This window comes from Membranihabitans marinus (genome assembly GCF_019802045.1).
Classification (GTDB): domain Bacteria; phylum Bacteroidota; class Bacteroidia; order Chitinophagales; family Saprospiraceae; genus Membranihabitans; species Membranihabitans marinus_A.
The window spans coordinates 159,024-183,823 of sequence record NZ_JAHVHU010000007.1 but is presented as its reverse complement, the minus strand read 5'-3'; the positions used below and the strand labels follow the sequence as shown (position 1 = coordinate 183,823).

Here is a 24,800-nt window from a genome sequence, read left to right as displayed (position 1 = left end):
AGGTTAAGGTTGAGGTCAAGGTAAAGGCGATGTGCTGAGCGGAGTCGAAGTATTGAGTTGTTGAATTGTTGAGTTGTTGAGTTCTCTTCGTTGACATAGTAACACATAACATAATAACGAATAACCAATTTCACGCAATGATTTTATTAACCACTTTCCCGCCCACATCGGTGAGCCGCAATCGTCGGCCCTGATATTTATACGTTAGTTTTTCATGGTTAAGCCCCAGAACATCAAGTATAGTGGCGTGGAAATCGTGAATATGGACCGGGTCTTTGACAATGTTGTAGCCGAACTCGTCGGTCGCTCCATGAACCACCCCCGGCTTAATCCCTCCGCCGGCCATCCAGACCGAGAAGGCTCGCGGATGATGATCCCGGCCGTAACTATCGGCGGTGAGTTTTCCCTGGCAATAGTTGGTTCGGCCAAATTCGCCTCCCCATACGACCAGCGTGTCATCCAGCATGCCGCGTTGCTTGAGGTCCATGACCAAGGCAGCTGATGCTTGATCGGTATCTTTGGCCTGACCTGCCATTTCCCGGGGTAAATTTCCGTGTTGATCCCAGCCTTGGTGGTACAACTGAACGAACCGGACTCCATTTTCGGCCAATTTCCGCGCCAGCAAGCAATTTGCAGCGTAGGTGCCTGGAACCAGGCAATCTGGTCCGTACATTTTGATAATATGATCCGGTTCTTTGGAGAGGTCAGTAACTTCGGGCACAGAAGTCTGCATGCGGTAAGCCATTTCGTATTGCTTGATTTTGGCGGTGATTTCCGGATCTTCAATCTGATCATATTGATGTGTGTTCAATTCCGATAATTTGTCCAGCATATTACGCCGTGACTTGAAATCGGTGCCGTCGGGATTGCTCAGGTACAGGACGGGGTCATGTCCGGAAGAAAACTGCACCCCTTGATGGACGGAATCCAAAAATCCGTTGGTCCAGAGTTTTGAATAAACCCCCTGACCATTTCCATCTCCTTTCGAAACCAGCACGCAAAAAGTCGGTAGGTTTTTATTCTCACTGCCCAGGCCATAGCTCAGCCAGGCGCCCATGCTTGGGCGGTTCCCCTGTTGTGCGCCGGTCTGGAAAAAGGTGATAGCGGGATCGTGGTTTATCGCCTCAGTATGCAGGCTGCGGATAATGCAAAGTTCATCGACAATCTTAGCCGTATGTGGAAACAAATCGCTTACCCAGGCACCCGATTCGCCATATTGCTTAAAGTCGTAGTACGAACCCACGAGTGGAAATTTTTCCTGATTGGCTGTCATACCAGTAAGTCGCTGTCCATCGCGAATCGATGGCGGAAGATCTTCGCCCATGCGTTTGTTCAAGGTGGGCTTGTAATCGAAAGATTCAAGCTGGGAAGGCGCTCCGCTTTGAAAAAGATAAATGACTCTTTTGGCTTTGGGTGCGAAGTGGGGCAATGCAGCACTGAGTGCTTCTTCTGTCCCACCTCCTTTGAAGAGATCCGGAATCAAAAGTGATCCCAAAGCGGCGCTACCGATGCCGACACTCATTTTTGACAGGAAATGCCGTCGATTTATACGTAGTCGTGATTCTTTTATTTCTGGGTCATTCATAATATTATGTTTTGGTGATGGCTTCCTCCAGATTGTACAGCAGATGGATGGAAGACATCAGTGCTGCGTGCTGGATGGGATCTAGTTCTTCATCTTTCGGATACTCCCCTACCTGGATAAACCGGGCGGCTTCTTGCGGTGCCGCAGTATATCGCTCAAATTCTTCCTGATAATAATCTAGCAGGACTTCAGATTCCTTGGCGTCCGGATAACGGCATAAAACCCGGACAAAAGCCTTCTCCAGTACATTGCCGATATCAGTATTTTCACTTAATAATTTCTGGCTGAGGACTCTGGACCCTTCCATGATGATGGGGTCATTCATCATCACCAGTGCCTGCAACGGAGTATTAGTGGTGGCGCGTCCGAGTTCACATTGATCGCGGTTGCTGGCGTCAAAAATCAACATATTGGGTGGCGGGACGGTGAGTTTTATAAATACATACATTCCACGACGATAGATTTCATCCCCGTGATCCTGTATATAGTTTTTGAGGCTGCCCCGACCGGAACTGGTTACTTCCCAGATCCCCTCGGGCTGATAGGGTTTATAACTGGGACCACCGATTTGCCGATTGATCAATCCACTGCTGGCGAGGACATGATCTCGGATGATTTCGGCGGACATCCGGCTTCTGCTCATGCGGGCCAGGTACACATTTTGGGGATCCAGTGCGGCACTTTTTGTATTCATCTTGGATGACTGACGGTACGTGGTGGACATAACCATTTGCTTCACGAGTCTTTTTACGTCCCAATCGTGATCCATAAAATCGACAGCCAACCAGTCCAGTAATTCCGGATGCGTTGGTAAATCACCCTGATTGCCAAAATCTTCTACGGTAGCTACAATGCCTCTTCCAAAGATCTTAGACCAAATCAGATTGACAAATACCCGGGCTGTTAAAGGATTTTGTCGGTCGATGGTCCATTCGGCCAGGCCGAGCCGGTTTTTTGGGTATTTCTCTGTATCAAATGCCATGACCGCTTCCGGGGCTTCTGGTTCCACGGGTTCTCCGGGTTGGTCATACAAACCCCGATTCAGAATATAGGTCTGGCGAACACTGTCCTGCAGATCGCCCATCACCGAGGCGGTGACGACATTGGTGTCTGGTGCGTTGATAAAGGTCAGCAGACTGTCGATTTCGTTTTGAGAAATGAATATTTTCGGGAATTTTGAAGGCTTGGATTGAGTGACATCTCCTTCGAGACCGACTTCCGGCGTGTTATTGAAAAATCCGTACAGCTGGAAGTAATCTTTCTGAGAAAAGGGGTCATACCGGTGATCGTGACATTGTGCGCATTCCATGGTGATCCCGAGCACACTGGTACTGTAGGTATTCGTCTTGTCAATCACGTAAGTTACCCGATATTCCTCTTGGATCACCCCTCCTTCTTCGGTGATTTTGTGGTTGCGATTAAAACCGGTAGCCAGTATCTGCTCCTTGGATGCATCCGGCATTAAGTCTCCGGCCAGCTGCCACTCCAAAAACTGATCATAAGGCATGTTCTCATTGAAAGCATGGATCACCCAGTCTCGCCAGGGCCACTGGGACCGCATTTCGTCGTCCTGATAGCCATAGGAGTCGGCATACCGGGCGGCATCCATCCAGTACAGCGCCATTTTTTCACCATATCCGGGGCGGTCAAGCAATTCATCGACCAGAGCTTCATAGCTTTCTTCCGTGAAACCTTCCTTGTATTGATTGATTGTTTCTATGTCCGGAGGAAGGCCGGTCACATCTACAAATAGCCGATGGAGCAATCGAGACGGGTCGGCTTCTTCCGAAGGTGACAAACCCTTGCTCTGCATGGTGGAACGAGTGAAATAATCGATCTCATTGCGCGGCCATTCTTTGTCGTTCAGGTCAGGCAGCGGTGATTTTTCCGGGGGAATAAATGCCCAGTGTTCTTCGTACTCGGCACCCTGATCGATCCATTTCTTTAGGATTTGTTTCTCGGTTTCTGTAAGTTTAAGCCCGGACTCAGGCGGTGGCATTGTCACATTGGGGTCATCACTCATTATATGCCGCACCAATTCACTGTTCTTTGAATCTCCCGGCACAATAGCGTATTTCCCGGGCTGATCCTGTAACGCTGCCAGGGCATTCGCTTCTATATCAAGTCGCAAGCCCGCCTGACGATCTGTTTCATCCGGGCCATGACAGCTAAAGCACCGGTCGGAAAGGATGGGCTTTACATGAAAGTTGAAATCCACCACGTCAGGAACTTTCGCATCGGTCACTACGGTGGGTTCATCTTGACATTGAAATAATATTATTCCAGTCAGAAGACTAATAGCCAGCATGTGTTTCTTCTGTAAAAACGACCTCATTGTTTTATGTAAACTTTTTGGTAAAAGTGAGTTATAGATTTCACAATGGCTTAAATATACTACATTTCTTAGCTTTATCAAAAAAGGGCAAAACTTAGAAACCTTTGTGTAAAAATATGCGTTATGTGGTGTAATGATCTAAACAGGTAAATATGAGAACGAACATTGATATTGATGATGATTTATTAAATGAGATACTTAAAAAGACAAATTACAAAACGAAGAAAGCAGCAGTAAATGCAGCCCTGGAAGAATATGTTCGGAAATTGAAGCTGAAAGAACTTGCTAATTTGAAAGGAAAGGTGAAGTGGGAGGGCGATTTAGATGCTATGAGATCTGTATAACCTCAAATAATTAAAATGGTATTGAGTGATACATCCATTTGGATTCCTTACTTCAATGGAGAAGATAGTTTAGATATGAAACTAAAATACCAAATGATAATTGAGGATAAATTATGCATTTGTCCCACAATCCTCCAGGAAATCCTTCAAGGAACATCAACTGATATCAAGTATCTTAAAATAAGAAATACGACCGATGGACTGAACCGACTCGAATGTGATGCATATAAAGCAGCGATAGGAGCGGCAGAGATTTATCGTCGACTACGTGAAAAGGGGGTAACCATCAGAAAAAGCAACGATTGTCTGATTGCCTGGTATGCTCTACATTTTGATATACCCTTATGGTATCGGGATCGTGATTTTGATCAGATTTCGAAATATTTTCCACTTCGTATTTTTAAAGATCAGAATCTAGCTTCATAATCACTCCACCAACACTACTTTTTTTGTTTCAATAACCTGATCATCACTCACCAGCTGAATGGTATAAATACCCTGAGGACGCGAACTGATATCTATCTCCAATCTGTCTTCTATAATACCTTTTCTGACCGGTCTTCCCGATATATCCCGAAGGTAAAACCGGAGCGGCCGCTTTGACTCCGTTTGAATGGTGAACCGGCCATTCGTAGGGTTTGGAAAAAGGATTGCAGCTGGTTTTGACTTTGTGGTTGCTGTTTCCATGACGAAAAAGTTTTTCTCTTTGCTTAGATCAAGTATTGTGTCTGTATCCGGCGGTTGGTTGATCAGCGTAATCATTCCCAGGTTTGTTATTGAATCAGATCCCACTTGTAGGGTGTCTGACCATCCGTTTTGTGCGAAAAGAGAATCCGGCCCCGGTAAAACAGAATATCCATCGGGCAAATCAATTCTTAACCGGAAAGTTCCTTCTGGCAGTGGTGTGAATACCGCATTCCCAAGCAGGCCATTCCAGGTGTCCGTCACCATAGAATCAACTGCTTCAAGTTCATTGTCATCATTATAGCGGAGTAAATGAACCTGAATTCCATTGGTTCCCGCATTTTCCTGGAAGTGGCTCCGGCTGATATCTTCTTTTTGACCTATTCTCAGCGAAATGGTGCCAAAATCATGACGTTGGGTCCCATCAATGTTGATAAACTGATCGCGATATCCCAGACTCCCGGATTGATCTTCGGCGATCCACCGGCGAACGAAGGCCAGGGTGTCCATCGAATGGGGGTCAGTTACTGCAAAGGTCACCACCGTATCCCATTTCACGTATTGACAAATATCAATGGACCGCACTTCTTGCGGTACCGGAGGTACATCATCCTTATTAGCTATGGCAATATCGCGAGGAAAATTCCTAAATACCGGTGGGGAAAGGTCGAATAAGGCCAGGTAATAATCATATCGGTTCGAATTGTCACAATGGTCGGTAACGATGTAGCTGTACTGGTAAAAAGCATACATGCCTCGTTCATGATGTTCCGGTAAAGGCAGCCGGTATATGTTCGTTTTAATACGAGCATTGGGGTCCTTTCCGGCATTTAGATCGTCGGGAGAGATGTCGTAAGGAATGCATTTTTCCACATGCAACGTGTCTCCCGAGTGTAGTCCGCTCATATGCACGGCTACCGGCTCTATGTCCTTTTGCAAACTTCCGTCAAACACGATGGTCTGCGAAAAATGATCTTCATGCCCCGACTGATCCGTGATGGTCCAGGTCCTTTTGAGTTGATACCCGCATCCGGTTGCAGTCTGATTTTCAATGTAGGTCATATCTGCGGAACAATTATCAGAATATGTCACCGGAAATGGATCCGGAATGTCTCCTTCATCGTTGACCAGAACCGGTGTCTGAGGTGTAGAGATAAAACGGGGCGTTGTATTGTCTACTACAGTTACCTTGGAAGTGCACGTGCTGGAATTACCATGGCTATCTGCAACAGTAAGTGTCACCGTATTGAAGCCTATATTCGAACAATTAAAACTGGTTTTACTCAAGGTAGTAGTGACAATGTCATTCTCGAAATCCGTGCTTCCATTATCAATATCACTCACATCAAGTGTGCCGATTCCTGAAGCGTCCAATTCGAGGACAAAATCTTTACACTTTGCTTCCGGAGGTCTGTTCTCCACGACAGTAACAGTAGAGGTACAAGTACCTTTATTCCCATAGAGATCTGTCATGGTCAGTGTCACCGCATTCTCTCCCAAATCATCCCGCGTGAATGAGTATTTACTTAAACTTACACCTTCTATAATGCAGTTGTGATCAACACCTCGGTCTACATCAGGTATTGATAGTGAAGCATTGCCAGTATTATCCAGATTGATGGTGATGTCTTCACATTTAGGTTCTGGATTCATATTATTGACAACCGTCACACGGATTGTACCTTCATTCTTATTTCCACTGAGGTCTGTTACGGTAAAGGCGACATCCACTGGCGTTCCTACATCATTACAGTCAAAAGTAAGTGGAGACGCTGTGACGGAAGCTACACTACAGATGGTTTGGAGGCCAGGTGCCAGTTCTTCGACCGTAATACTGGCCGAACCCTCATCATCCAGATAAACCGTTTTGCCGGGGAGATCCGACAAAGTAGGTATAGCGATCGGATCACAATCAGAGCAGGTCAGGGACACACTATAGGGCCCTGTTTCATAGGAATGATTTCCTGCAGCCCCCACATACAGATAGTAGGTCGAGCCAGCGGTGGTCGTGAAGGTATAATCTTCATCACCAACGCTGTTGAGACTGGCTACCTTGGTCAGGGAAGAACAACTTCCGGAAGCCAGATGCCCGTTGAAGTCTATGTTTTCATAAGACTCGATGGTGATCGTTGCATTTTTCCCATCTCCTGTAAATGTATGCCAATTACCACGACCGATATTGGTTTCCGGATCATCCACATTATCGGTGGCATTATCGGTATTGCCAGTGTCGGTATCGTCGCATTCCAGGATTCCAGGATCATCACATACATCATGGTAGCTGTCCGATGAATAGGAGCCACAGGAGACCTCCATGTCAAAGCTTACGTTGTTGTAATCGTTAAGATTTATGGAAGCCACATAAATGTAGTAAGTCTCTCCCGGATGGGCTGTAAAGGCATTATACGGGTAGTATCTGTTTATTTCAAAACACGATACAAATTCATCTATTGAGCAATTGGTACCGCTGACCACGGACACCCTTAGTCGAACACCCAATCCTGTGGTTCTAGGGTCAAAGTCATTAAAGGTCAATTTTACATCCTGGTCAGAAGTGCCAGAAGGGGTATATTTATACCAAACGCCCGGAATGTTGCTGGTGCAATGGTCAAACACAATGGAATTTTGGGCAGTCGCACCACTTAGAGGCTGATCTTCGTAGGTGTTTCCGCAGGTGACAGTTACTGCATCACTGCAGAGATCATTGTTTATGGTTTGTTGTCGTGTGGTGAAACCCCAGGTGGTCCAGGTGCTGTATTCCCCTCCACCGCAAACGGTACGGATTCGGACATCGTAGGAGGTATTGGGGCTCAAGCCTGTAATAGTATAACTATTCTTGGAAATATTATTTATGGTTTCATCAGCATCAAAAGAAAACGGGGTATTATCGACTCCGTATTGGATCTGATACTCCGCATCCGATGCAGGACCGTCCCACGAGAGCGTGACACTATGGGCATCGGGATATGCAGGTGCTTGTAAGTTGCTGACCACGCCACAACCTTCTGAGAGACTGAGCGTGTAGGAACCCATAAAAGCCGGATAGTATGAATCCTCATAGGAACCTATGGTTAGGAAATATGTCTGATTGTTGACACTGTTCAACGTAAAATTCTCACCGCCTCCAGGAAAAATATTGTCCACACATTGTATTTCCGACAAACTACCACAGTTCCCTTTATAAAGCACCATCACATTGTCAAGGTCGGACACAAGATCTATTTCGATAGCGCTGCCTGTGCCGGTGAAGGTGTACCACACCTCTTTCCCCGAGTTGCAATCGGTGTGAGTCGTCGTAGCTCCCTGCGTGGTGCCGGTTTTCGTATCCCCGGCCGATATCGTGATGGCACCACTGCAGGCATCGTTGGCGATGGGTTCGAAGGCGGTGGTGAAGCTCTCCGGTCCGGACCAACTGCTGAGATCATCTGTCCCACACACAGCGCGGACATAGGTGTCATAGCTTGTGCCCGCTGACAGACCTGAAATAGTGGTGGATTTATTCGATAGTCCGGAAATAGAAGTACCTGCTGATTCCGGATCAAATCCCGGAGCCCCATATTTGACCTCCCACTCCGTAGCTGAAGCTGTTTCATCCCAGGAAAAGTCGGCTGAAGTGGTGGTCATATTTTCAACCGATAAGTTATCCGGAGCGGGGCAGGTGATGGGCTCACTTGCTTCGAAGTGTACGGTTATGGACCAGGTGTTGTTGAGTATTTTTTGATCCGTCATGTTACAATAATCACCGAAAGTTGAGCTGTAAGTTCTAAAAGCTTGCAGTTCGAAGATGAGATCAGTTCCACCCGGATAGACTCCATTGGCGATGGAGACATTTGTCCGGTTGTAGTGATAGGTGCCCGACTCATAACCACTTCCATTGGTCCAGCTTTCTGATACATCGTTGTTCGAAAAAAGGATTCGTGATCTTTGTTCGGACTTATAACCATTTCCTACTGCCTCAATGTCATATGTGATATCGACTCCCGTCACTCTGTAGAAATCTCCTGTAGGCAGAGTTAAGGTCAGTTCTTCCGTGCAAGCCGCATTATATACATAAGCAGAAATAGTAGATGCGTAATCCATTGGAAGATCTCCACTGGTCCAGGTATTTGTGATGGTTTGCTGGGAATGCAAAGTTGTCAAACTGAGGAAGCTAACCAGTGCTACCAATCTAACTTGATTCAGATATTGGGTGGATAAATTTTTCATGGTTTTGGTATTTTACCAGGGAATGAGATTTATTCCTACAGGTAAAATTAAAGGGGGTTTTTGGACTTTATGTACGTGGTACTACGTAGTGGAGGATGTTTTTTTACAAAATGAGAAAAAATCTCCATTGATGTGAGAAGTCACTTGATGGTATGAGATGCTCCCACCCTCCTTTCAAAACGGGCTTTACAATCCCACGGTTGCTTCGCGCCCTCAAGGCTTACAAATCCCTCGCTGTGCCTCCATCAAACAACCCCTCTTTCAGCTTAATTCTTTCAATTGCCAATAACCATACCGAAGTGCCCCAACAGTCATTTCGTAATTCATTTTCAACAATTTACCATCAACAATTCACAATTAATTCCGTATCTTTGCACCCATTTTCAAAAAATAGAAGTCAGTTATGATCAGCGTTAAAAATCTCACCCTCACTTTCGGGACTCGTGTCCTATTTGATGAAGTTAATGTGCAGTTTACCCAAGGTAATTGCTACGGCGTGATTGGTGCGAATGGCGCCGGAAAATCGACGTTTCTTAAAATAATCTCCGGCGAGGTAGAATACAGCAAAGGGTCCGTGGAAATCACACCGGGTGAACGTATGGCAGTTCTAAAGCAGGATCACTTCCAATTTGATGAATTCACGGTATTGAATACGGTATTGATGGGCCATGAAGAGCTCTGGAAAGTCTCCAAAGAGCGGGAAGAAATCTACAGTAAAGCTGATTTCTCGGAAGAAGACGGGATGCGTGCCGGTGAGTTGGAAGAGGCATTTGGTGAAATGGGTGGCTACGAAGCAGAGAGCGAAGCAGCCAACCTGCTTAGCAGTCTCGGTGTCGCTGAAAAATTTCATCAAACCTTGATGAAAGATGTTCCTGGGAATCTGAAAGTCCGGGTTCTATTGGCGCAGGCGCTGTTTGGTAATCCGGATATTCTTCTGCTCGATGAGCCGACGAACGGATTGGATCTGGAAACGATCAACTGGTTGGAGAACTTCCTGGCGGATTACCCCAATATTGTTTTGGTCGTCAGTCACGACCGTCACTTTCTGGATTCGGTGTGTACCCATGTGGCGGATGTAGACCGCAAAAAGGTGAAAGTCTACACGGGAAATTATACCTTTTGGTATGAAAGTTCACAATTAATGGCCCGACAGATTGCGGATAAGAATAAAAAGGTCGAGGAGAAACGACAGGCCATGATGGATTTTATTGCACGGTTTAGTGCCAATGCTTCGAAATCCCGACAAGCTACCTCCCGGAAAAAAGCCCTTGAAAAACTAAAAATCGAAGATATCGAACCGAGTCATCGGAAATACCCGGGCATTATTTTTCAAATGCAACGAGAGCCCGGTAATCAAATCCTGACGGTAAAAGATCTTTCGAAATCAGTCGATGGCCGAACACTATTCGATAACGTGAACTTTACCATCGAAAAGAATGATAAAATAGCCTTTATCAGCCAGGATCCCTTAGCCGTTACGCATTTCTTTGAAATCATTAATGACAAGGAGGATGCTGATAAGGGTTCCTATGAATGGGGCGTTACGATTACCAAAGCATACCTTCCGTTTGAAAACACGTATTTGTTTGGTGAGGAGATGAATCTGATGGATTGGCTTCGTCAGTATGTCCCGGACTATGTGACCGATGTGGACGAGCCTTTTTTACGTGGTTTCCTAGGTAAAATGCTCTTCAGCGGTGAAGAAGTCTTCAAAAAAACCAGTGTGCTCAGCGGGGGCGAAAAAGTACGCTGTGTGTTGAGTAAAATGATGCTGCAGAACCCCAACTGTATTATACTTGACCAGCCGACCAACCACCTGGATCTGGAAAGTATTCAGGCATTTAACGAACAGTGTGTGACCTACAAAGGCATTGTGTTATTGTCATCTCATGACCAGACATTTATGCAAACCGTAGCCAACCGGGTGATCGAACTGACGCCCAATGGTATTATTGACCGACTGACCACCGTCGAAGAATACTTTGCCGATGAAAAGGTTAAAGCACTCCGAGATGAGAAGTACGGTGTGGAAGCTGGGGTGTAAATAGCTTTTCGTTCTGGATCCGCATAAGTGCTTGTCGCACACCAGACTAATATTTGTATCTTGGCAGGAAGTAATCAACCTCCAGTGACTTATGGCGCAGAAACAAAATAGCGTTCCCCTTTCGGCCATCTACAAGGCGAAGGAACTTTTGGAATCTGTCATTGAGCCAACACCGATAGAGCGAAGCCGGAATATATCCGCCCGAACCGGTGTCGATATATTTCTAAAATGTGAAAATCTGAACCGGGCGGGTTCATTTAAAATACGTGGTGCCTACAACCGGATTGCCCGGTTGTCAGATCAGGAAAAGTCAAAAGGAATCGTTGCTTCTTCAGCCGGTAATCACGCTCAGGGTGTTGCATTGGCTGCCCAGCTTCTCGGTATTTCCGCGACCATCTTTATGCCGGAAGGGGCTTCGGTTCCCAAGGTTTTGGCAACAGAAGCCTACGGAGCGGAAGTTCGTCAGGAAGGCCGGACCATCGATGAATCACTCCAATACGCCCAAAAATTTGGACACGAAACCGGAGCCGTACTCATACATCCTTTCGATCACCCTGATATTGTCGCGGGGCAAGGAACCTGCGGACTCGAAATCCTGGAACAGTGTCCCGAAGTAAAAACCATCGTAGTCAGCCTCGGTGGTGGTGGTTTGTTGGCTGGCATTGCTACTGCGGTCAAATCGACGCACCCGCATGTGCGCATCATCGGTGTGCAAGCGGAGCAGGCTGCTGCTTATCCATCCTCTATAATTAGGGGACATCCTGTGTCTTTGGAAAAAATGACCACGATGGCGGATGGGATTGCAGTGGGGTGTCCGGGGAAGGTTCCTTTTGAAATTATTCGGGCGCATGTTGATGATATCGTGACCGTGAGTGAAAACAACCTCTCTACTGCGATGCTCTTTATACTGGAACGAAGTAAGATGGTTGTCGAACCCGCAGGTGCTGCGGCGGTCGCTTATTTGCTTAACAATACGCAGATTGATGGACCTGCAGTCGCGGTATTATCGGGTGGGAACGTAGATCCGGTTCTACTTATGCGAATATTGCGGCATGGAATGACTGCAGCCGGAAGGTACATGCAGCTGTGGGTGAAAGTTCCTGATATGCCGGGGAATTTAGCAGGATTGTTAACGGATATTGCTGCACTGGACGCGAATGTGCTAGAAGTAGAGCATACCCGGATCGGGTCTGAATTATTGGTAGATGAGGTTGAAATTAATATCGAAATTGAGACGAAAGGCTTTCAACATCGCAAAGAAGTTTTGCGCGTGTTGCGGGAAAAAGGATATAAAGTAACGGTGAAAAGTCCACATTTGGAATAATTCTCCTTGATTCTGTAGTGGTAATATTATATTATTCACCACGTCAAGCTATTTTGACTCACCATGATCTGGATCCAGGAAGTGTTCAGAACAAACCCAGAATGACATAAAAAAATCCAGGATCGTAAGTTCCGTCCTGGATTTTGCAAGTCATTTGCCTAAAATTTGGTTTATTTAAAAACTACGGGCATTAATCATCCTCGCGGATAAAATTACCGCCTGTGTCAAACACTAATTCTGTGTCATCATCAAGTTCCAGTTGCTGTTCGTTGTCATCCAATTCCCAACTTGTGATTTTTTTGCCGGGATATTGACTGTTTACATAATCCAGGAGTAAGGGCGGAATCACACTTTCAGGAAGTGGAGAATCATTATCGATCGAAACAACTTCCTTGTTTTCATTAAATTCCAGTTCTGTTCCATCCTGGAGTTCTACTTCATAGGACACTTCCATCTCATCCTTCTCTTTCTTCGCATTCATCACTTCAGTGGAAGAGAAATGCTGTTCAATAAAGCTGGTAATTTCAACAGGAATTTCTTCCTTTTGCAATGTTTGCTCCTGGGCGTTAGCTGTCATTGCGAGGCCTAAGGCCATCACTGAAAACATCAAATTTTTAATAACAAACATATGTGTTGAATTTGGTTACAAAATAATATTAAAACAGGGGTGTTATCCTGTTTCGATATTTACCTAATTTTCAAACTTAAAACGGGAGGATTTGAAATCCTATTTTCGGTAAATAGTTAATGTTTTGTAATTGAAAACGTAATTAACATTTGCGTCAAACGTGCGGAAATTAATTTATATTCAATGATGACGGATACTGTACATCATTTAACAAATCTATCGATAGTTTGTCTTGAATTACAGTGTAATGCCTACCGTCAGATACATCGAACGTCCTGGTGCCGGAATGATCCCTGGTCCGGGATAAGATAGCGCACGACGGGTAAAGTAATGTTTGTCCAAAAGATTATTCATACCGGTTTGAAACAACAGGTTTTTGTAGTGGAAACTCATGGATGTATCCATCACAGAATAGGTGGGAATGATACCACGGGTGGCATCGGCAACCTGAATGCTATTGGTCGCATCGCTGTAGTGTTGTTGGGTCAGGTTGTACTGGTATTTAAAACTCCACCTTTTCCAGGAAAACTGCAATCCGGTTTTAAGATTGAATGGCGGCACGTTTTCTATCTCTTTACCAGTCACGTCCGTTCCTCCTGAAATGTATTTGCCATCGAGCATTGACAAGTTCAAAAAACCATGCCATCGAACAGCTTTATTTTCGATATTCAAGGCATTAACGAAGTCGGCTTCCAGGTAACTCTCGATGCCCCACACCCGGGCATCACCTACATTTGTGCGATAGGTTACTAACCGATCCCCCCAGCGTGGATCGTTTTCGGTCAGATATGAGATTCCGATCCGGTCATTGTAACGGAGATAAAAAAGACTGAGGTCAAACCGTAACATCTTTTCCCACAAATACCCCCGAACCCCCAAGTCCGCATTGAAACCTTGTTCGTCTTTCATGCTTTTATCCACCTTGAGACTTGGATTAATAATTGCCAAATCGGTGAAGTTGATCGATCGATAGTTTTGAGAAAAATTCAGGTATGCTTCGGTTTCATTATTTAATTTTTTGGCTATACCCAATCCCAAAAGAGCGAAGGAACGACCGTTGCTTTTATTTTCATTGAATCGCTTGTTAACGATGACTTCATTTCCGGAAAGAACGCGTTGTTTGTAGTACCCGTCCATGGCCGTATGTATGAATTCAAATCGGACTCCTGGTGTCAGTGTCCAGCCATTTTTTATATTGAAAAGGTGCTCGGCAAACACAGCGGTGTTCCAACTGGGGAAACTATAAGAAGCGGTTTCCAGGTCTTTGGGATTCAAAAATTGGAAATGAGGTTTATCTCCATCATTACCCAGACCCTGGTCACTGTTACTCTGACCACGATACACCCGAACTCCCGTAAGTAGTGTAGCCAATTGATTCCCGATGGTGTACCGGTGTATGATCCGGGATTCATGACCGAGGTTTTTATAACTTCCGTCGATCAATTCACGTTCACGACCCGGATCTGGACGATTGACCGGGCTTAGATCACCCAATGATTTCCGACCCGCATGCAGGAAAAAAAACCGACCGTTGTAGGCCGTGTGATCGGAAAAGCGGTAGTCGGTGGTTAAGGCAGATAACATCCAATTTACGGAAAACCAGTTCCGGTCCCGCAGGGATTGTCTTGGGTTTTGATTAAATTGAAAATCAACCAACCCCCCGGGTTGCTGAGCCAGGTATTTCATGGCCGTTTGTTCCAGCTTGACATCCCATTTTTCCGTTATCTTCCAATCGATCATCCCATACCCTCCCCATTGATCAAAATTCTCATTTTCACGCCATCCTTTTCCGGTCTTGTAGGAAAGATAGCCATAGTAGTTTACGTTGCCTTTCTGGCCTCCAATGGAATTGTACGTGCTGAACATGCCGAAGCTTCCCAAGGTGTTCTCACTGTAAAATTCAAAAGGTTGGTCCCGCGGTCCCTCTTTAAGCTGAAAATTAATTAATCCGCCAAACTGTGGTCCAAACTGCAGGCTGGCTGCTCCACGGACCATTTGAATGTTTTCGATGGCTTGCAATGGTGGTGTGTAGTAGCTTTCGGGATACCCCAAAGCATCAGCGCTGATGTCGTAGCCATTCTGACGGGTGTTGAAATGGGCCGAACGGTTGGGGTTTAGGCCACGCGCTCCGATGTTAAGCTGCAAACCGGAACCATCGTTTTCCCATATGTTGAGCCCTGGAACGCTGGAGTATACCTCTCGGGCAACATTACTGGCTTTATTGGTCAAGAGTTTATTCAGATTGATCAGCTCTGATTTTTTTGCTGCATAGATCCCGAAACCATCGACGTTTTGAAGTTTTGTGCTGTTAAAATCACTTTCATATTGTTCCGTGACCATGACTTCATCCAGCTTGATCTGTAAGGCAGTCAGGTTCACTTTGTAAATGGAATCTTTACTGGATAAAAGGATTTCGTCAGTTTGGTACCCCTCCTTCATACAAATGACCGATACGGCAGAATCAATGCTCAACGTGATCCGGCCATCCATGCCACTCATGGGCATTTCATCCAACTGGTCACTGTAGATCATCGCGCCCGAAATTGGAGCGCCGGTCTGGGCGTCGTGAAACTGTAAAATGTACGACTGTGCCTGTCCGCCAACGAGGAAGCCCAAAAATACTATGCAGCTGAACACATACTTCATAGTGCGGTGATTTGAGGTTCGTAAGGAAGAATCCACTTTTTCTTTAGCCAGGTATTGTGAATCTTTGTCAGGTCGGTATGGGGATCAATCAGCGTCTGACTTTTGCGTCCATTTAGGCTTACCCGGCTCCGGACAGTAATTCTTAAGTCTTCACTGCCCAATTTTTTCATATAGTGCTGATTTAGATGGTGGGCGAATTGAAGTATGAAATCAGGCTGAAAAGCCATTTGTTTTTCCTGGTACGCCGTAAGAAATAAGTCATTTTCCACCTCAAACTTCCTGCCAGACCGGAGATCTTCGACGGTAAAAAAAGCGGTACCTGCTTTTTCCAGCAACATCACGCGCCACGACCATCGGTACCCCTCTTCGTTCCAATGTACGCTGCCGCTGTATAGCAAATGTCTTAAAGGAGCTATCAGCTGTATGATGATAAAAAACATAAAAACCAGAGACAAGCTTTTGGTCCGTGAGCTGATGGGAGCTACTTTTGGAATCGATGCGTTGACCGGGGGCGTTAATATTGTCACAGACCTGATCTTGCCGAATAGCTTCCGGAGGAACTTCAGACTTCGCTGATGATAGACGACGGGTATAAATATGGTTGTAAAGCAGATCATAATATAGGGAAACATTCCGATGTTGAACAACACCTTGGTCATAAGGTGAAAAATGATGACAAGTAAATATCCTGCCTTCCACCATCTTTTACTCGTCAATAAAAAAACAATAAACAAATCATAAAATGCACCTGCCCAACTCATGAGAAAAGGTGCCCAAGGTTGTTCAAACAACAGACCTAAACCAGGAATATCAGTGCGTGCTGGTAGCCATACAGCCAGTGGCATGGCATGAACCAACCAATCGTAATTCACTTTGGCCAGTCCGGCAAAAACATAAACTAGACCCACTTGCCACTGCAGTACCGCAAGGTAGAGTCGGGGAACATTGTTCTGGCGAATGCTTTTATTTATAAAGGCATCGATGGAAAATGACCGGTGTGCCGGTAAAAATATCATGAGGAAAGCAACCAATATGACGAGGTAATAATGGTTGAGGTAATTCGTGGCATCCATCATCTCCGCATAGGAAAAAGAAAGAAAGAACAGGATCGCTGCCCATCGATATTTCCACCCAAGTGCTATTCCAATTGCTGACGTCGCAATCAACAGGTGCAGTCCATATAATAACCAGGCAGATTGGGGTACATGCACCCATTCGAATCCAAAAAATTTGAAAAAGAAATCTGGCTCCAGATAAAGCTTTTCAATCCATCCTGAAAATATAAAACGTATGGCTCCGAAGGCCATTAGAAGCCCAAATAATATCCGGAAGATAACCAGCGGGGCAATGGACGTCTCTTTTGTTTTGAGATCGTCGATATATTGGCTTGGACTTTTCATTAGTCTGTATCACTGGGATTGTCTACATAGGTTATTGAAATACACAATCGTGATGGCAAGTCAGTTTTCAGGTTAATGACTTGGGAACTCATTTCACGATAAAGAGCGGCTATATCATTCTTATCATCAAGAACAGCTTTTGACAGTGGATTTTCGAGGGGGGGGATCGCTTGATTAATTTTGTTAAACTGGGTTGAAATCTGATCGGCTATTTTTTCTCCGTCTACTTCATCTTCGAGCGCTTCCAGGTAATCTTTGATTCCGGGACTGTTAGTTTTTCCTTCATATAGCATCTGTGCTGTTTCCACTCCCTTATTTAGTAAGTTTAAAGAGATGCCACTAAAGTATGCTTCCGTTTTGTCAGGGTTGGGGATGTCCAACGTAAGGGCTCCGGATGGAATACCCAACTGATTGCGACGGTTGTCTTCAAAAAATTTGCTTAAGGCATTAATTAGTAAGGATAAGGAGGACCCGGCAGCCGTTCCGGTCATGGTAGTAAACTGATCCCCATAATCACCCCCATAGGCTTCTGTGACTTGGTTCGCTACTGAGCGCATCTTGTCCAAAGCTGCTGTAAAGTAAGCTCTTACATCGGATTGTAGCAGGTAGTTCAACCGATCTTGTGGGTTTGTTTTGTGAAAAATGAAATAATCGAGCACAGGCAACCCTTTGTCAAACTGGGTGCTGTTTTCGGAGTCAAACCCTGAAGATAATTGATTTTGAACCGTTAACACATCCAGCGGGAATAGATTAAAATAGCTCTGTGCCTGGAGTTCTTCAGCGGGACCAAAATGAAAGATTTCTACCCTTTTCCAGGCCTGATAGGCATCTGCAAATGTAGTTTCAAGTCGGTCCAGATTGGCCAGGTCCGGATCCGATTGCAAAGCGTCAAAGTCATTCTTTAATTGATCGAGTTGACTTTGGAGGTTTTCATATCCTGGTGTAATCTGATGGCGGAGAATAGCGGAAAACAACGCCTCTTGATCATAATCCACGCTGCATTGATTGCGAATCCCCGGGCTGTCATTGCAGCCCGGGAGAATCAACAAGGTTAATATTCCTATGATGCTAAATCTACTTATGCGAAACAGATTTGTTGCGTTCATGTGATTTACAGTTCTTCTTTTTTCTCTTCCAGATCAAACCGGTCTGCCAGCCAATCCCTGACTTCCAGGATGGCTTCCGGAGAGGTTTGGTACAAGTTCAGGTCTTCAATATTTGTCGAGCCACCCAGTTTTTCGATCAGGTCAAAAATCTCGTCCTGGTTTGCAGAACGCTGGTCATTGAACTGCAAGGCAAAAATAAATCCAACGCCTTCTGACAATTGGTGTAGACGGGCTCCGATATCATCATAGTCCGTGTGCGAACCATTCATGTAGTGGATAGCTGATGATGCGGCTACTTTCTCCCAGAGTGTTTTGATTTCTTTACGGGCTTCATCTCTGGTAGAGAGATCGCCTGCTGAAATAGCTGCACGTCCCTTGATGTAGGCGTCCATCAGTGGTTGGCTGATGCCCAGGTGACCACTGCGACCCTTTGTGTATGCACCCCAAAAGTGTAAACCATCTGTGTTTAGAGGGAAGTCGGTGGGTACACCCCAGTATCCAAAAGATTCATCCCAGTGGTGTTCCATCGCGGTTCCTTTTCCAGGAGTAACTTCTGTGTTGTCGACATTTATTTTTTCATCTCCCAGATAATGAGCGGTTGCTTGATAGTAAAGCAGTGCACCCATTAATCCTTTGGCTACAAACTGGGCATACTCCAATCCATTTTCATTCACATAATAGCTTCTGTCTCCGGTGTTGTTACTGATGACTCCGGCCTGGCCTTCCGTGGCAGGTTGTATGTTCTGACTTTTGTCAGCAGCATCTTCCAGAATTTCAGTAAAAATATTTTGGTAGGCTGGGAAAGTTTTGTTTTTGAGTTGTTTTGATTCACTATAGTTTCCTTGCCATCCGGCGAGATCGGGATCATTGGTGTACATTGCCAATAATTGACTTTTGTCTAGTGATTTATTCTCAGATGCAACTTTTTTGATCTCTGCCTGCAATTCATAAAGCATGCCAAGTCGATCGGTTTGTCCGGAATAATCCACATTTTCAAAGTTATAGGTGGCAGGGACTTCATATGCTGGGTTTTGGGGTTCTTTTTCACATGAAGTAAAAAAGATTCCGGTCAATATTAATAAGGATAGTGTGAGAAGATGATTTCGAATCATGATATTTATTTAGACTTATTATTAATAGGGATGCAAATATAAAGCAGAATGGTCAAAAACAAAGAAATTCTTTAGAAATAATCTAAATAATACCGTGGTAAATACGGACTGACGTGTCCGTAAATAGGGCGTTGTAGGAATTCAGGGCAGGTTATCCGAATTCATGGTCTGTCTCTGTACAGCCGATTTTGATACAGCTGTCAAGGATGTCTAAACCGGTATTTTTTGTCGGTAAAGCAAATAATGACTCCCGTTCATTTTTGAGTTTGAGGGGAGCATACGACCTCGTTTAAAATTGGAACTTTTTGCCCCCCCGTTTTAGATGGATCAAAAAATTAATTTAACATCATTTGAAGCAATCCGCATTAGTGAGAAATTAACCATCAACTATCAACCATCAGCCAGGATCTCTTCCATCTCATCCATGATTCGGTTGATCTTTTGAATGGTCAACTGAAATGGACGAGACTCCGTCATATCTACACCGGCCTTTTTTAACAAACGCACCGGGTACTCAGATCCCCCGGAGGATAAAAAGGTCAGGTATCGCTCCAATGCATTGGGATCGCCAGACAGTACCTTTTCCGCTAATGCCTGAGAAGCTGTAAATGAAGTGGCATATTGATACACATAATAGTCGTAGTAAAAATGAGGAATATATGCCCACTCCATCCGAATGTTCTCATCCACATGACATACTTCTTCCTGATGACCGTAATATTTACGCACCAGATCGAGGTAGAGTTCACTCAACTTTTCGCCGGTCAGCGATTCGCCTTTTTCAGTAATCTGATGAATCAATAATTCATATTCAGCGAATTGTGTTTGTCGAAAAAGGGTGCCCTTTGCACCTTCCAGGTAATTTCCAAGAATGGACAAACGCACTTGGGGATCCGTAATGGTGTCCAGAAGATAATCATTGAGAAGTTCTTCGTTCAGTGTGGACGCTACTTCTGCAACAAAAATAGAATAATCGGCTTTGGCGAAGGGTTGCTTTTTGTTGGACAGATAGCTGTGCATGGTGTGCCCCAATTCGTGGGTCAGTGTACTTACATCGTCATATTTTCCATTGTAATTCATCAGAATGTAGGGGTGGGTATCATAGATGGCGCCATTGGAATAAGCTCCCGATCGTTTCCCTTTATTGGGGTACATGTCAATCCACCGATCTTCAAAGGACTTCTCAACCACATTGACATAATCCTGACCCAAAGGAGCCAATGATTTGAGCACTATTTCCTGAGCCTCATCCACGGAATATTTCAGATCTACATTATCAACCAAAGGGGCGTACAAGTCAAAATAATGAAGTTTATCCAGGCCCATCATTCTTTTGCGCAGTCGCAGGTAGCGGTGAAAAGTAGACAGATTTTTTTGTACGTTGCTGATCAGGTTGTGGTATACTTCTTCCGGGATGTGATCTTCATCCAGTGAGCTTTCCAGTGTATTGTTGTAGTTTCTAACTCGGCTATAGAATACATCTTTTTTAAGATTGCCATAAAGCTGGGTTCCGAAGGTGCGCTCGAACCCACTCAAGGTCGTCATAAAGGACTCAAATACTTTTTTCCGGTCATCCCGGACGGGGGAGGTTCTGTATAATGCAAAGTTGGCGTTATTTAGAGTTACAGTGTTTCCATCGGATAAGGTTACCTCCGGGTATGGAAAATCAGCATTTGAGAATATGCTGTAGATCGAAGAAGCATTGCCGGCCATGAGTGAAGCTTGTGCGATGACTTTTTCTACTTCATCGGAGCGTTTGTGGCGGCGTTGCCGGATGAGGTCTTCCAGGTAAAAATCAAAATCACGCAAGCGCTCATCTTCCTGAATATATTGGCGGATTGTGGTTACATCTGCATCCAGTATTTCGGGTTCGATATAAGAAGCTGCCGCTGCAAAAGCAGAATAGATTTGACTCACTTCCTGTTTCATTCCCTGGTACTGGGATACCCGCATGTCTTCATCGGATGATAGTGAAGCGTAACAACTCAGTTTTCGCAATTTTTCCTGCAGCGCAGTGGTGAAAGTCAAGGTATCCCCCAGGTTTTTTGGTGAGTTCATGACCTTCCCTTTGAACTGGCTGATGTCTTTAAGGTCTTTTTTAATTTCTTTTTTTGATTCCTCCCAGTCTTGCACTGTTTCAAATATAGGTGTGAGATCCCATTTGTATTCAGTAGGTATATCTAGACGGCTGTCGAAGGTTGGTGTTTTCGTGGATGTTGACATATTATTTTTTTTCAGGTGTCTGATGAATGATTTCAGATTGAAGAACGAAGATATGGGGAATTTGTTGAAATATAAAGGTAGTCGAACTCTAGTAGAATATCCCTGGTATTAGGAAATGAGCATATCCAGTATGAAAATAGCTCTACGACTTTACTGGGATAGGAATGGTGTGGTGTAAGCCGCTCTGCTCACCCATCCTGCAGTCGCCACAAGATTCGTCCAAACTGGGGGAAGGAGCTTGCCGCAAAGGCTTGTGAATGCGGGCAGCGCCTTACTCTTTCTAACACCAAAACATCTCATGGCTTTTCCTACCCTTCCGGTCGCCACAGTTTGGCCTGAAAATCCACCACTTTGTCATCGACCACTTCTACCCCTTCGCTGCGCAATTCATCCGCCATATAGGTTGGGTGCGGAAACCGATTTTTACCGGTCAACACACCCGATGCATTCACGACTCGGTGTGCCGGTATATAGCCATAGCCTGCATGATGCTGTTGCAGTGCATACCCGACCATCCGCGCAGAACCCAGTGTCAGGTAGTCGGCGATAATGCCATAGGTGGTGACCCGACCGTATGGGATCATGGTTACGATATCATAGACCGCTTCGTAATAGCTTTTTGCCAATTTTGTCTTAGTTTTGTCGCCAAAATACGATAATCGAAATGGAAAATCAACCGGTCCGATACTTTATTTTAGGCGTGATGACGCTGACCGATGCGCGGTATTTTACGGCACTTGGTGTGGATTATCTGCATTTTGACTTTAATCCGGATTCTTTATACCCCATCACCCAGCCAGCTTGGGAGGCCATTGTCGAATGGGTGGAAGGTTCAGATATAATCTGTTCATTTGACCATCTTTTTGAGGAAGAACAGATCCGGAAGATCATAGAGCACTCCTCTGTTGCCGGGGTTCTGAGTCGCTTTCCGGATATGTTGGATTACGTACATCGGATGCGTCCCGAATTGCAGTTATTTCAACAGGTAGATGATGTCAGCGAAACGGACCATCATCTGGATTTGGCTGGCATAATAGGGGCTGGTGACTCAACGATAAAAAACCATTTTCATCTTTGTGAAGGGCCACTCGAAGCTCAGTCAGCGGTCAAACAGGGAAAGAAAGCTATAGCCATTCATCCCGGGACTGAAGATGAAGTGGGGATCAAGGATTTTGAAGCCTATGATCGGCTGATTTATCAGGAGTTTTAGTTGTTCTGACACGGTTATGAAACTAATTCGTGGATTTTCTTAATCAATTCTACAAACACATCCATTGGGATTTGCTCCCCGCGTAAATCGGACAACCCCATTTCGCTTAGCACCTCTTGTTCCGGTTCTGAATGCAGGTTGTTTTTAATCTTTTTACGCCGATGATTAAAAGCCCGGCGTAAATATCTTTCCAGCACAGAAACGGGCAAATCCGGAAATTCTTTTTTTCGGGTAAACTGCACCACGGCAGAATGGACTTTGGGAGGTGGCGTAAAATTGCCTGGCTTTACCCGATAGGCTATTTTACAATCATAATAAAGCTGGGTCAGTATAGACAACGAGCCATAGTCTTTAGAATCTACGGAGCCGGTAATTCGTTTGGCCATTTCGTATTGAAACATCCCCATGGAGAATGGGATCAGGGGGTGGTGATTGATCATCTTAAGCACGATTTGGGAGGAAATATTGTAGGGATAGTTGCCCACCAGAGTGAAGTCCTGACCTTGAAAAACTTCGGTCAGATTCAAACGAAGGAAATCTTCTTTGATGAGTTGGTCTGCTGTGAGAATGTTCTCTGAAATTAGAACATCAATCATGTCTCGGTCTAGTTCCACCGCTTTGAATTGCGAAGCCACTTTAAGCAGATCTCTGGTCAAGATTCCTTTTCCGGGTCCCACCTCAAGGATTCGGTTATAAGCATTTTTTTCTTGTATGATGCGGGCAACATTCGCCGTCAGGTGGGTGTTCATCAAAAAGTGTTGCCCAAAAGATTTCTTTGCCTTCATAGGATTAATTGCAATTCATGATATGCTTTTTGTTAACTTTGCGTTGTTAAAAACGAGCGGACTAAAGTAATACTAATATATGTACAAGCCTAAAATAGGGATCACAATAGGAGATGTAAATGGAATCGGACCTGAAATTATCATAAAATTGTTGTCAGATGACCGTATTTTCAATCAGTGTATTCCTGTGATCTATGGCTCGTCAAAAGTTGTTTCTTATCACAAAAACATCGTGGAACCTCGATCGTTTGATTATACGAATCTTTCGACCATCGCATATGCAAAGGAAAATACGGTCAATATTCTCAATTGTTGGTCAGAAAATGTCAACATCATGTTGGGTGAGATTACCTCTGAAGGGGGGAAATATGCTGCGTTGTCCTTGGAAAAAGCCACACAGGATCTGAAATCGGGAGACATTGATGCTATTGTAACGGCACCAATCCATAAGCAGGCCATGGCAAAAGTCAATTTTGGGTTCCCGGGGCATACCGAGTACATTACGCAGTTTATGGAAGCCGATGAATCGCTGATGTGCATGGTTCGGGATGATCTGCGCATCGGACTCGTGACGAATCATGTTCCGATTAACGAAGTGAGTTCGACGATCAGTAAAGGGTTGATTCGAAAAAAGCTGGACCTGATGCATCAAATGCTTATTGAGGATTTTGGAAAAGAAAAACCACTGATTGCGGTATTGGGGTTGAATCCGCATGCCGGAGATGGAGGAGTTATCGGGAAGGAGGATGATCAGGTCGTACGTCCGGCGGTTATAGAAAGCAAGAAGCGAGGCCAATTGGTTTTTGGTCCTTTCGCAGCAGACGGTTTTTTTGGCAGTGGAGAATACAAAAAGTATGACGGTATTTTAGCCATGTATCACGACCAGGGCTTGGTTCCGTTTAAGTTGTTGAGTTTTGGACAGGGCGTTAATTTTACAGCAGGGTTGTCGGTAGTGCGAACCTCACCGGATCACGGCACCGGATTTGATATTGCGGGGCAAAACCAAGCTGATCCACAGTCGATGCGGAAGGCGTTGTACCTGGCTATTGACACGATTCGTCACCGCAGGAACTATAAAACTTGGAACGAAAACCCACTTCAAAAACAAAATATTCACCAGGGGAGCGATGATTTTGATCCTTCCGAGTTTGAAGAATAAAATAGTAAA

At 44.9% G+C, this 24,800-nt stretch carries 17 protein-coding genes; 6 read left to right on the top strand and 11 right to left on the bottom strand.

The window, feature by feature from the left end; all coding sequences use genetic code 11:
* Nucleotides 1-130: 130 nt before the first annotated feature.
* Together KUV50_RS08105 and KUV50_RS08100 are read right to left on the bottom strand one after the other, a co-directional pair.
* Entirely contained in the window at nucleotides 131-1,585 is a 1,455-nt protein-coding gene (locus tag KUV50_RS08105) for a DUF1501 domain-containing protein (protein ID WP_222579620.1), read from the bottom strand.
* A gap of 4 nt (nucleotides 1,586-1,589) precedes the next feature.
* Nucleotides 1,590-3,920, bottom strand: a complete 2,331-nt coding sequence (locus KUV50_RS08100; RefSeq protein WP_222579619.1) for a PSD1 and planctomycete cytochrome C domain-containing protein — start codon at nucleotides 3,918-3,920, stop codon at nucleotides 1,590-1,592.
* A gap of 152 nt (nucleotides 3,921-4,072) precedes the next feature.
* Between KUV50_RS08100 and KUV50_RS08095 the strand changes: the two genes are divergently transcribed.
* The gene (locus KUV50_RS08095; protein WP_222579618.1) at nucleotides 4,073-4,264 is read left to right on the top strand and encodes a type II toxin-antitoxin system VapB family antitoxin; all 192 of its coding nucleotides are present in this window, start codon (nucleotides 4,073-4,075) and stop codon (nucleotides 4,262-4,264) included.
* Nucleotides 4,265-4,279: 15 nt separating this feature from the next.
* A complete protein-coding gene (locus KUV50_RS08090) occupies nucleotides 4,280-4,690 on the top strand; it encodes a PIN domain-containing protein (protein WP_222579617.1) in 411 nt (136 codons plus the stop codon).
* Here the strand turns inward: KUV50_RS08090 and KUV50_RS08085 are convergent, their stop codons facing one another.
* On the bottom strand, nucleotides 4,691-9,154 hold the full coding sequence (locus tag KUV50_RS08085) for a fibronectin type III domain-containing protein (protein WP_222579616.1): 4,464 nt from the start codon (nucleotides 9,152-9,154) through the stop codon (nucleotides 4,691-4,693).
* A gap of 403 nt (nucleotides 9,155-9,557) precedes the next feature.
* On the opposite strand from KUV50_RS08085, the gene KUV50_RS08080 reads away from it, so the two are divergent.
* Nucleotides 9,558-11,198 (top strand): ABC-F family ATP-binding cassette domain-containing protein, encoded by a 1,641-nt coding sequence (locus KUV50_RS08080; protein ID WP_222579615.1) that lies wholly within the window; start codon nucleotides 9,558-9,560, stop codon nucleotides 11,196-11,198.
* A 91-nt stretch (nucleotides 11,199-11,289) separates the two neighbouring features.
* A complete protein-coding gene (gene ilvA / locus KUV50_RS08075; protein ID WP_222579614.1) occupies nucleotides 11,290-12,522 on the top strand; it encodes a threonine ammonia-lyase in 1,233 nt (410 codons plus the stop codon).
* Nucleotides 12,523-12,712: 190 nt separating this feature from the next.
* Here ilvA and KUV50_RS08070 read toward each other — a convergent pair whose 3' ends face one another.
* From KUV50_RS08070 to KUV50_RS08040, 7 genes are all read right to left on the bottom strand, one after another.
* The gene (locus KUV50_RS08070) at nucleotides 12,713-13,150 is read right to left on the bottom strand and encodes a PepSY-like domain-containing protein (RefSeq protein ID WP_222579613.1); all 438 of its coding nucleotides are present in this window, start codon (nucleotides 13,148-13,150) and stop codon (nucleotides 12,713-12,715) included.
* A 237-nt stretch (nucleotides 13,151-13,387) separates the two neighbouring features.
* A complete protein-coding gene (locus KUV50_RS08065; protein WP_222579612.1) occupies nucleotides 13,388-15,796 on the bottom strand; it encodes a TonB-dependent receptor family protein in 2,409 nt (802 codons plus the stop codon).
* On the bottom strand, nucleotides 15,793-17,196 hold the full coding sequence (locus KUV50_RS08060) for an HTTM domain-containing protein (RefSeq protein WP_222579611.1): 1,404 nt from the start codon (nucleotides 17,194-17,196) through the stop codon (nucleotides 15,793-15,795). The genes KUV50_RS08065 and KUV50_RS08060 overlap by 4 nt, the downstream gene beginning before the upstream one ends.
* The gene (locus KUV50_RS08055; protein ID WP_222579610.1) at nucleotides 17,196-18,302 is read right to left on the bottom strand and encodes an imelysin family protein; all 1,107 of its coding nucleotides are present in this window, start codon (nucleotides 18,300-18,302) and stop codon (nucleotides 17,196-17,198) included. Before KUV50_RS08055 ends, KUV50_RS08060 begins: the two co-directional genes overlap by 1 nt.
* 5 nt (nucleotides 18,303-18,307) lie before the next feature.
* On the bottom strand, nucleotides 18,308-19,414 hold the full coding sequence (locus tag KUV50_RS08050; protein ID WP_222579609.1) for a DUF4856 domain-containing protein: 1,107 nt from the start codon (nucleotides 19,412-19,414) through the stop codon (nucleotides 18,308-18,310).
* 390 nt (nucleotides 19,415-19,804) lie between these two features.
* Complete coding sequence (gene pepF / locus KUV50_RS08045) at nucleotides 19,805-21,637, bottom strand: oligoendopeptidase F (protein ID WP_222579608.1); 1,833 nt, start codon at nucleotides 21,635-21,637, stop codon at nucleotides 19,805-19,807.
* A gap of 308 nt (nucleotides 21,638-21,945) precedes the next feature.
* Nucleotides 21,946-22,263, bottom strand: coding sequence for an MGMT family protein (locus tag KUV50_RS08040; protein WP_222579607.1), 318 nt, complete (start codon nucleotides 22,261-22,263; stop codon nucleotides 21,946-21,948).
* Between the two features lie 38 nt (nucleotides 22,264-22,301).
* On the opposite strand from KUV50_RS08040, the gene KUV50_RS08035 reads away from it, so the two are divergent.
* Entirely contained in the window at nucleotides 22,302-22,847 is a 546-nt protein-coding gene (locus KUV50_RS08035; protein ID WP_222579606.1) for a hypothetical protein, read from the top strand.
* Between the two features lie 14 nt (nucleotides 22,848-22,861).
* Here the strand turns inward: KUV50_RS08035 and rsmA are convergent, their stop codons facing one another.
* Entirely contained in the window at nucleotides 22,862-23,632 is a 771-nt protein-coding gene (gene rsmA / locus KUV50_RS08030) for a 16S rRNA (adenine(1518)-N(6)/adenine(1519)-N(6))-dimethyltransferase RsmA (RefSeq protein ID WP_222579605.1), read from the bottom strand.
* Between the two features lie 79 nt (nucleotides 23,633-23,711).
* On the opposite strand from rsmA, the gene pdxA reads away from it, so the two are divergent.
* Nucleotides 23,712-24,791 (top strand): 4-hydroxythreonine-4-phosphate dehydrogenase PdxA, encoded by a 1,080-nt coding sequence (pdxA, locus tag KUV50_RS08025; RefSeq protein WP_222579604.1) that lies wholly within the window; start codon nucleotides 23,712-23,714, stop codon nucleotides 24,789-24,791.
* Nucleotides 24,792-24,800: the final 9 nt, after the last annotated feature.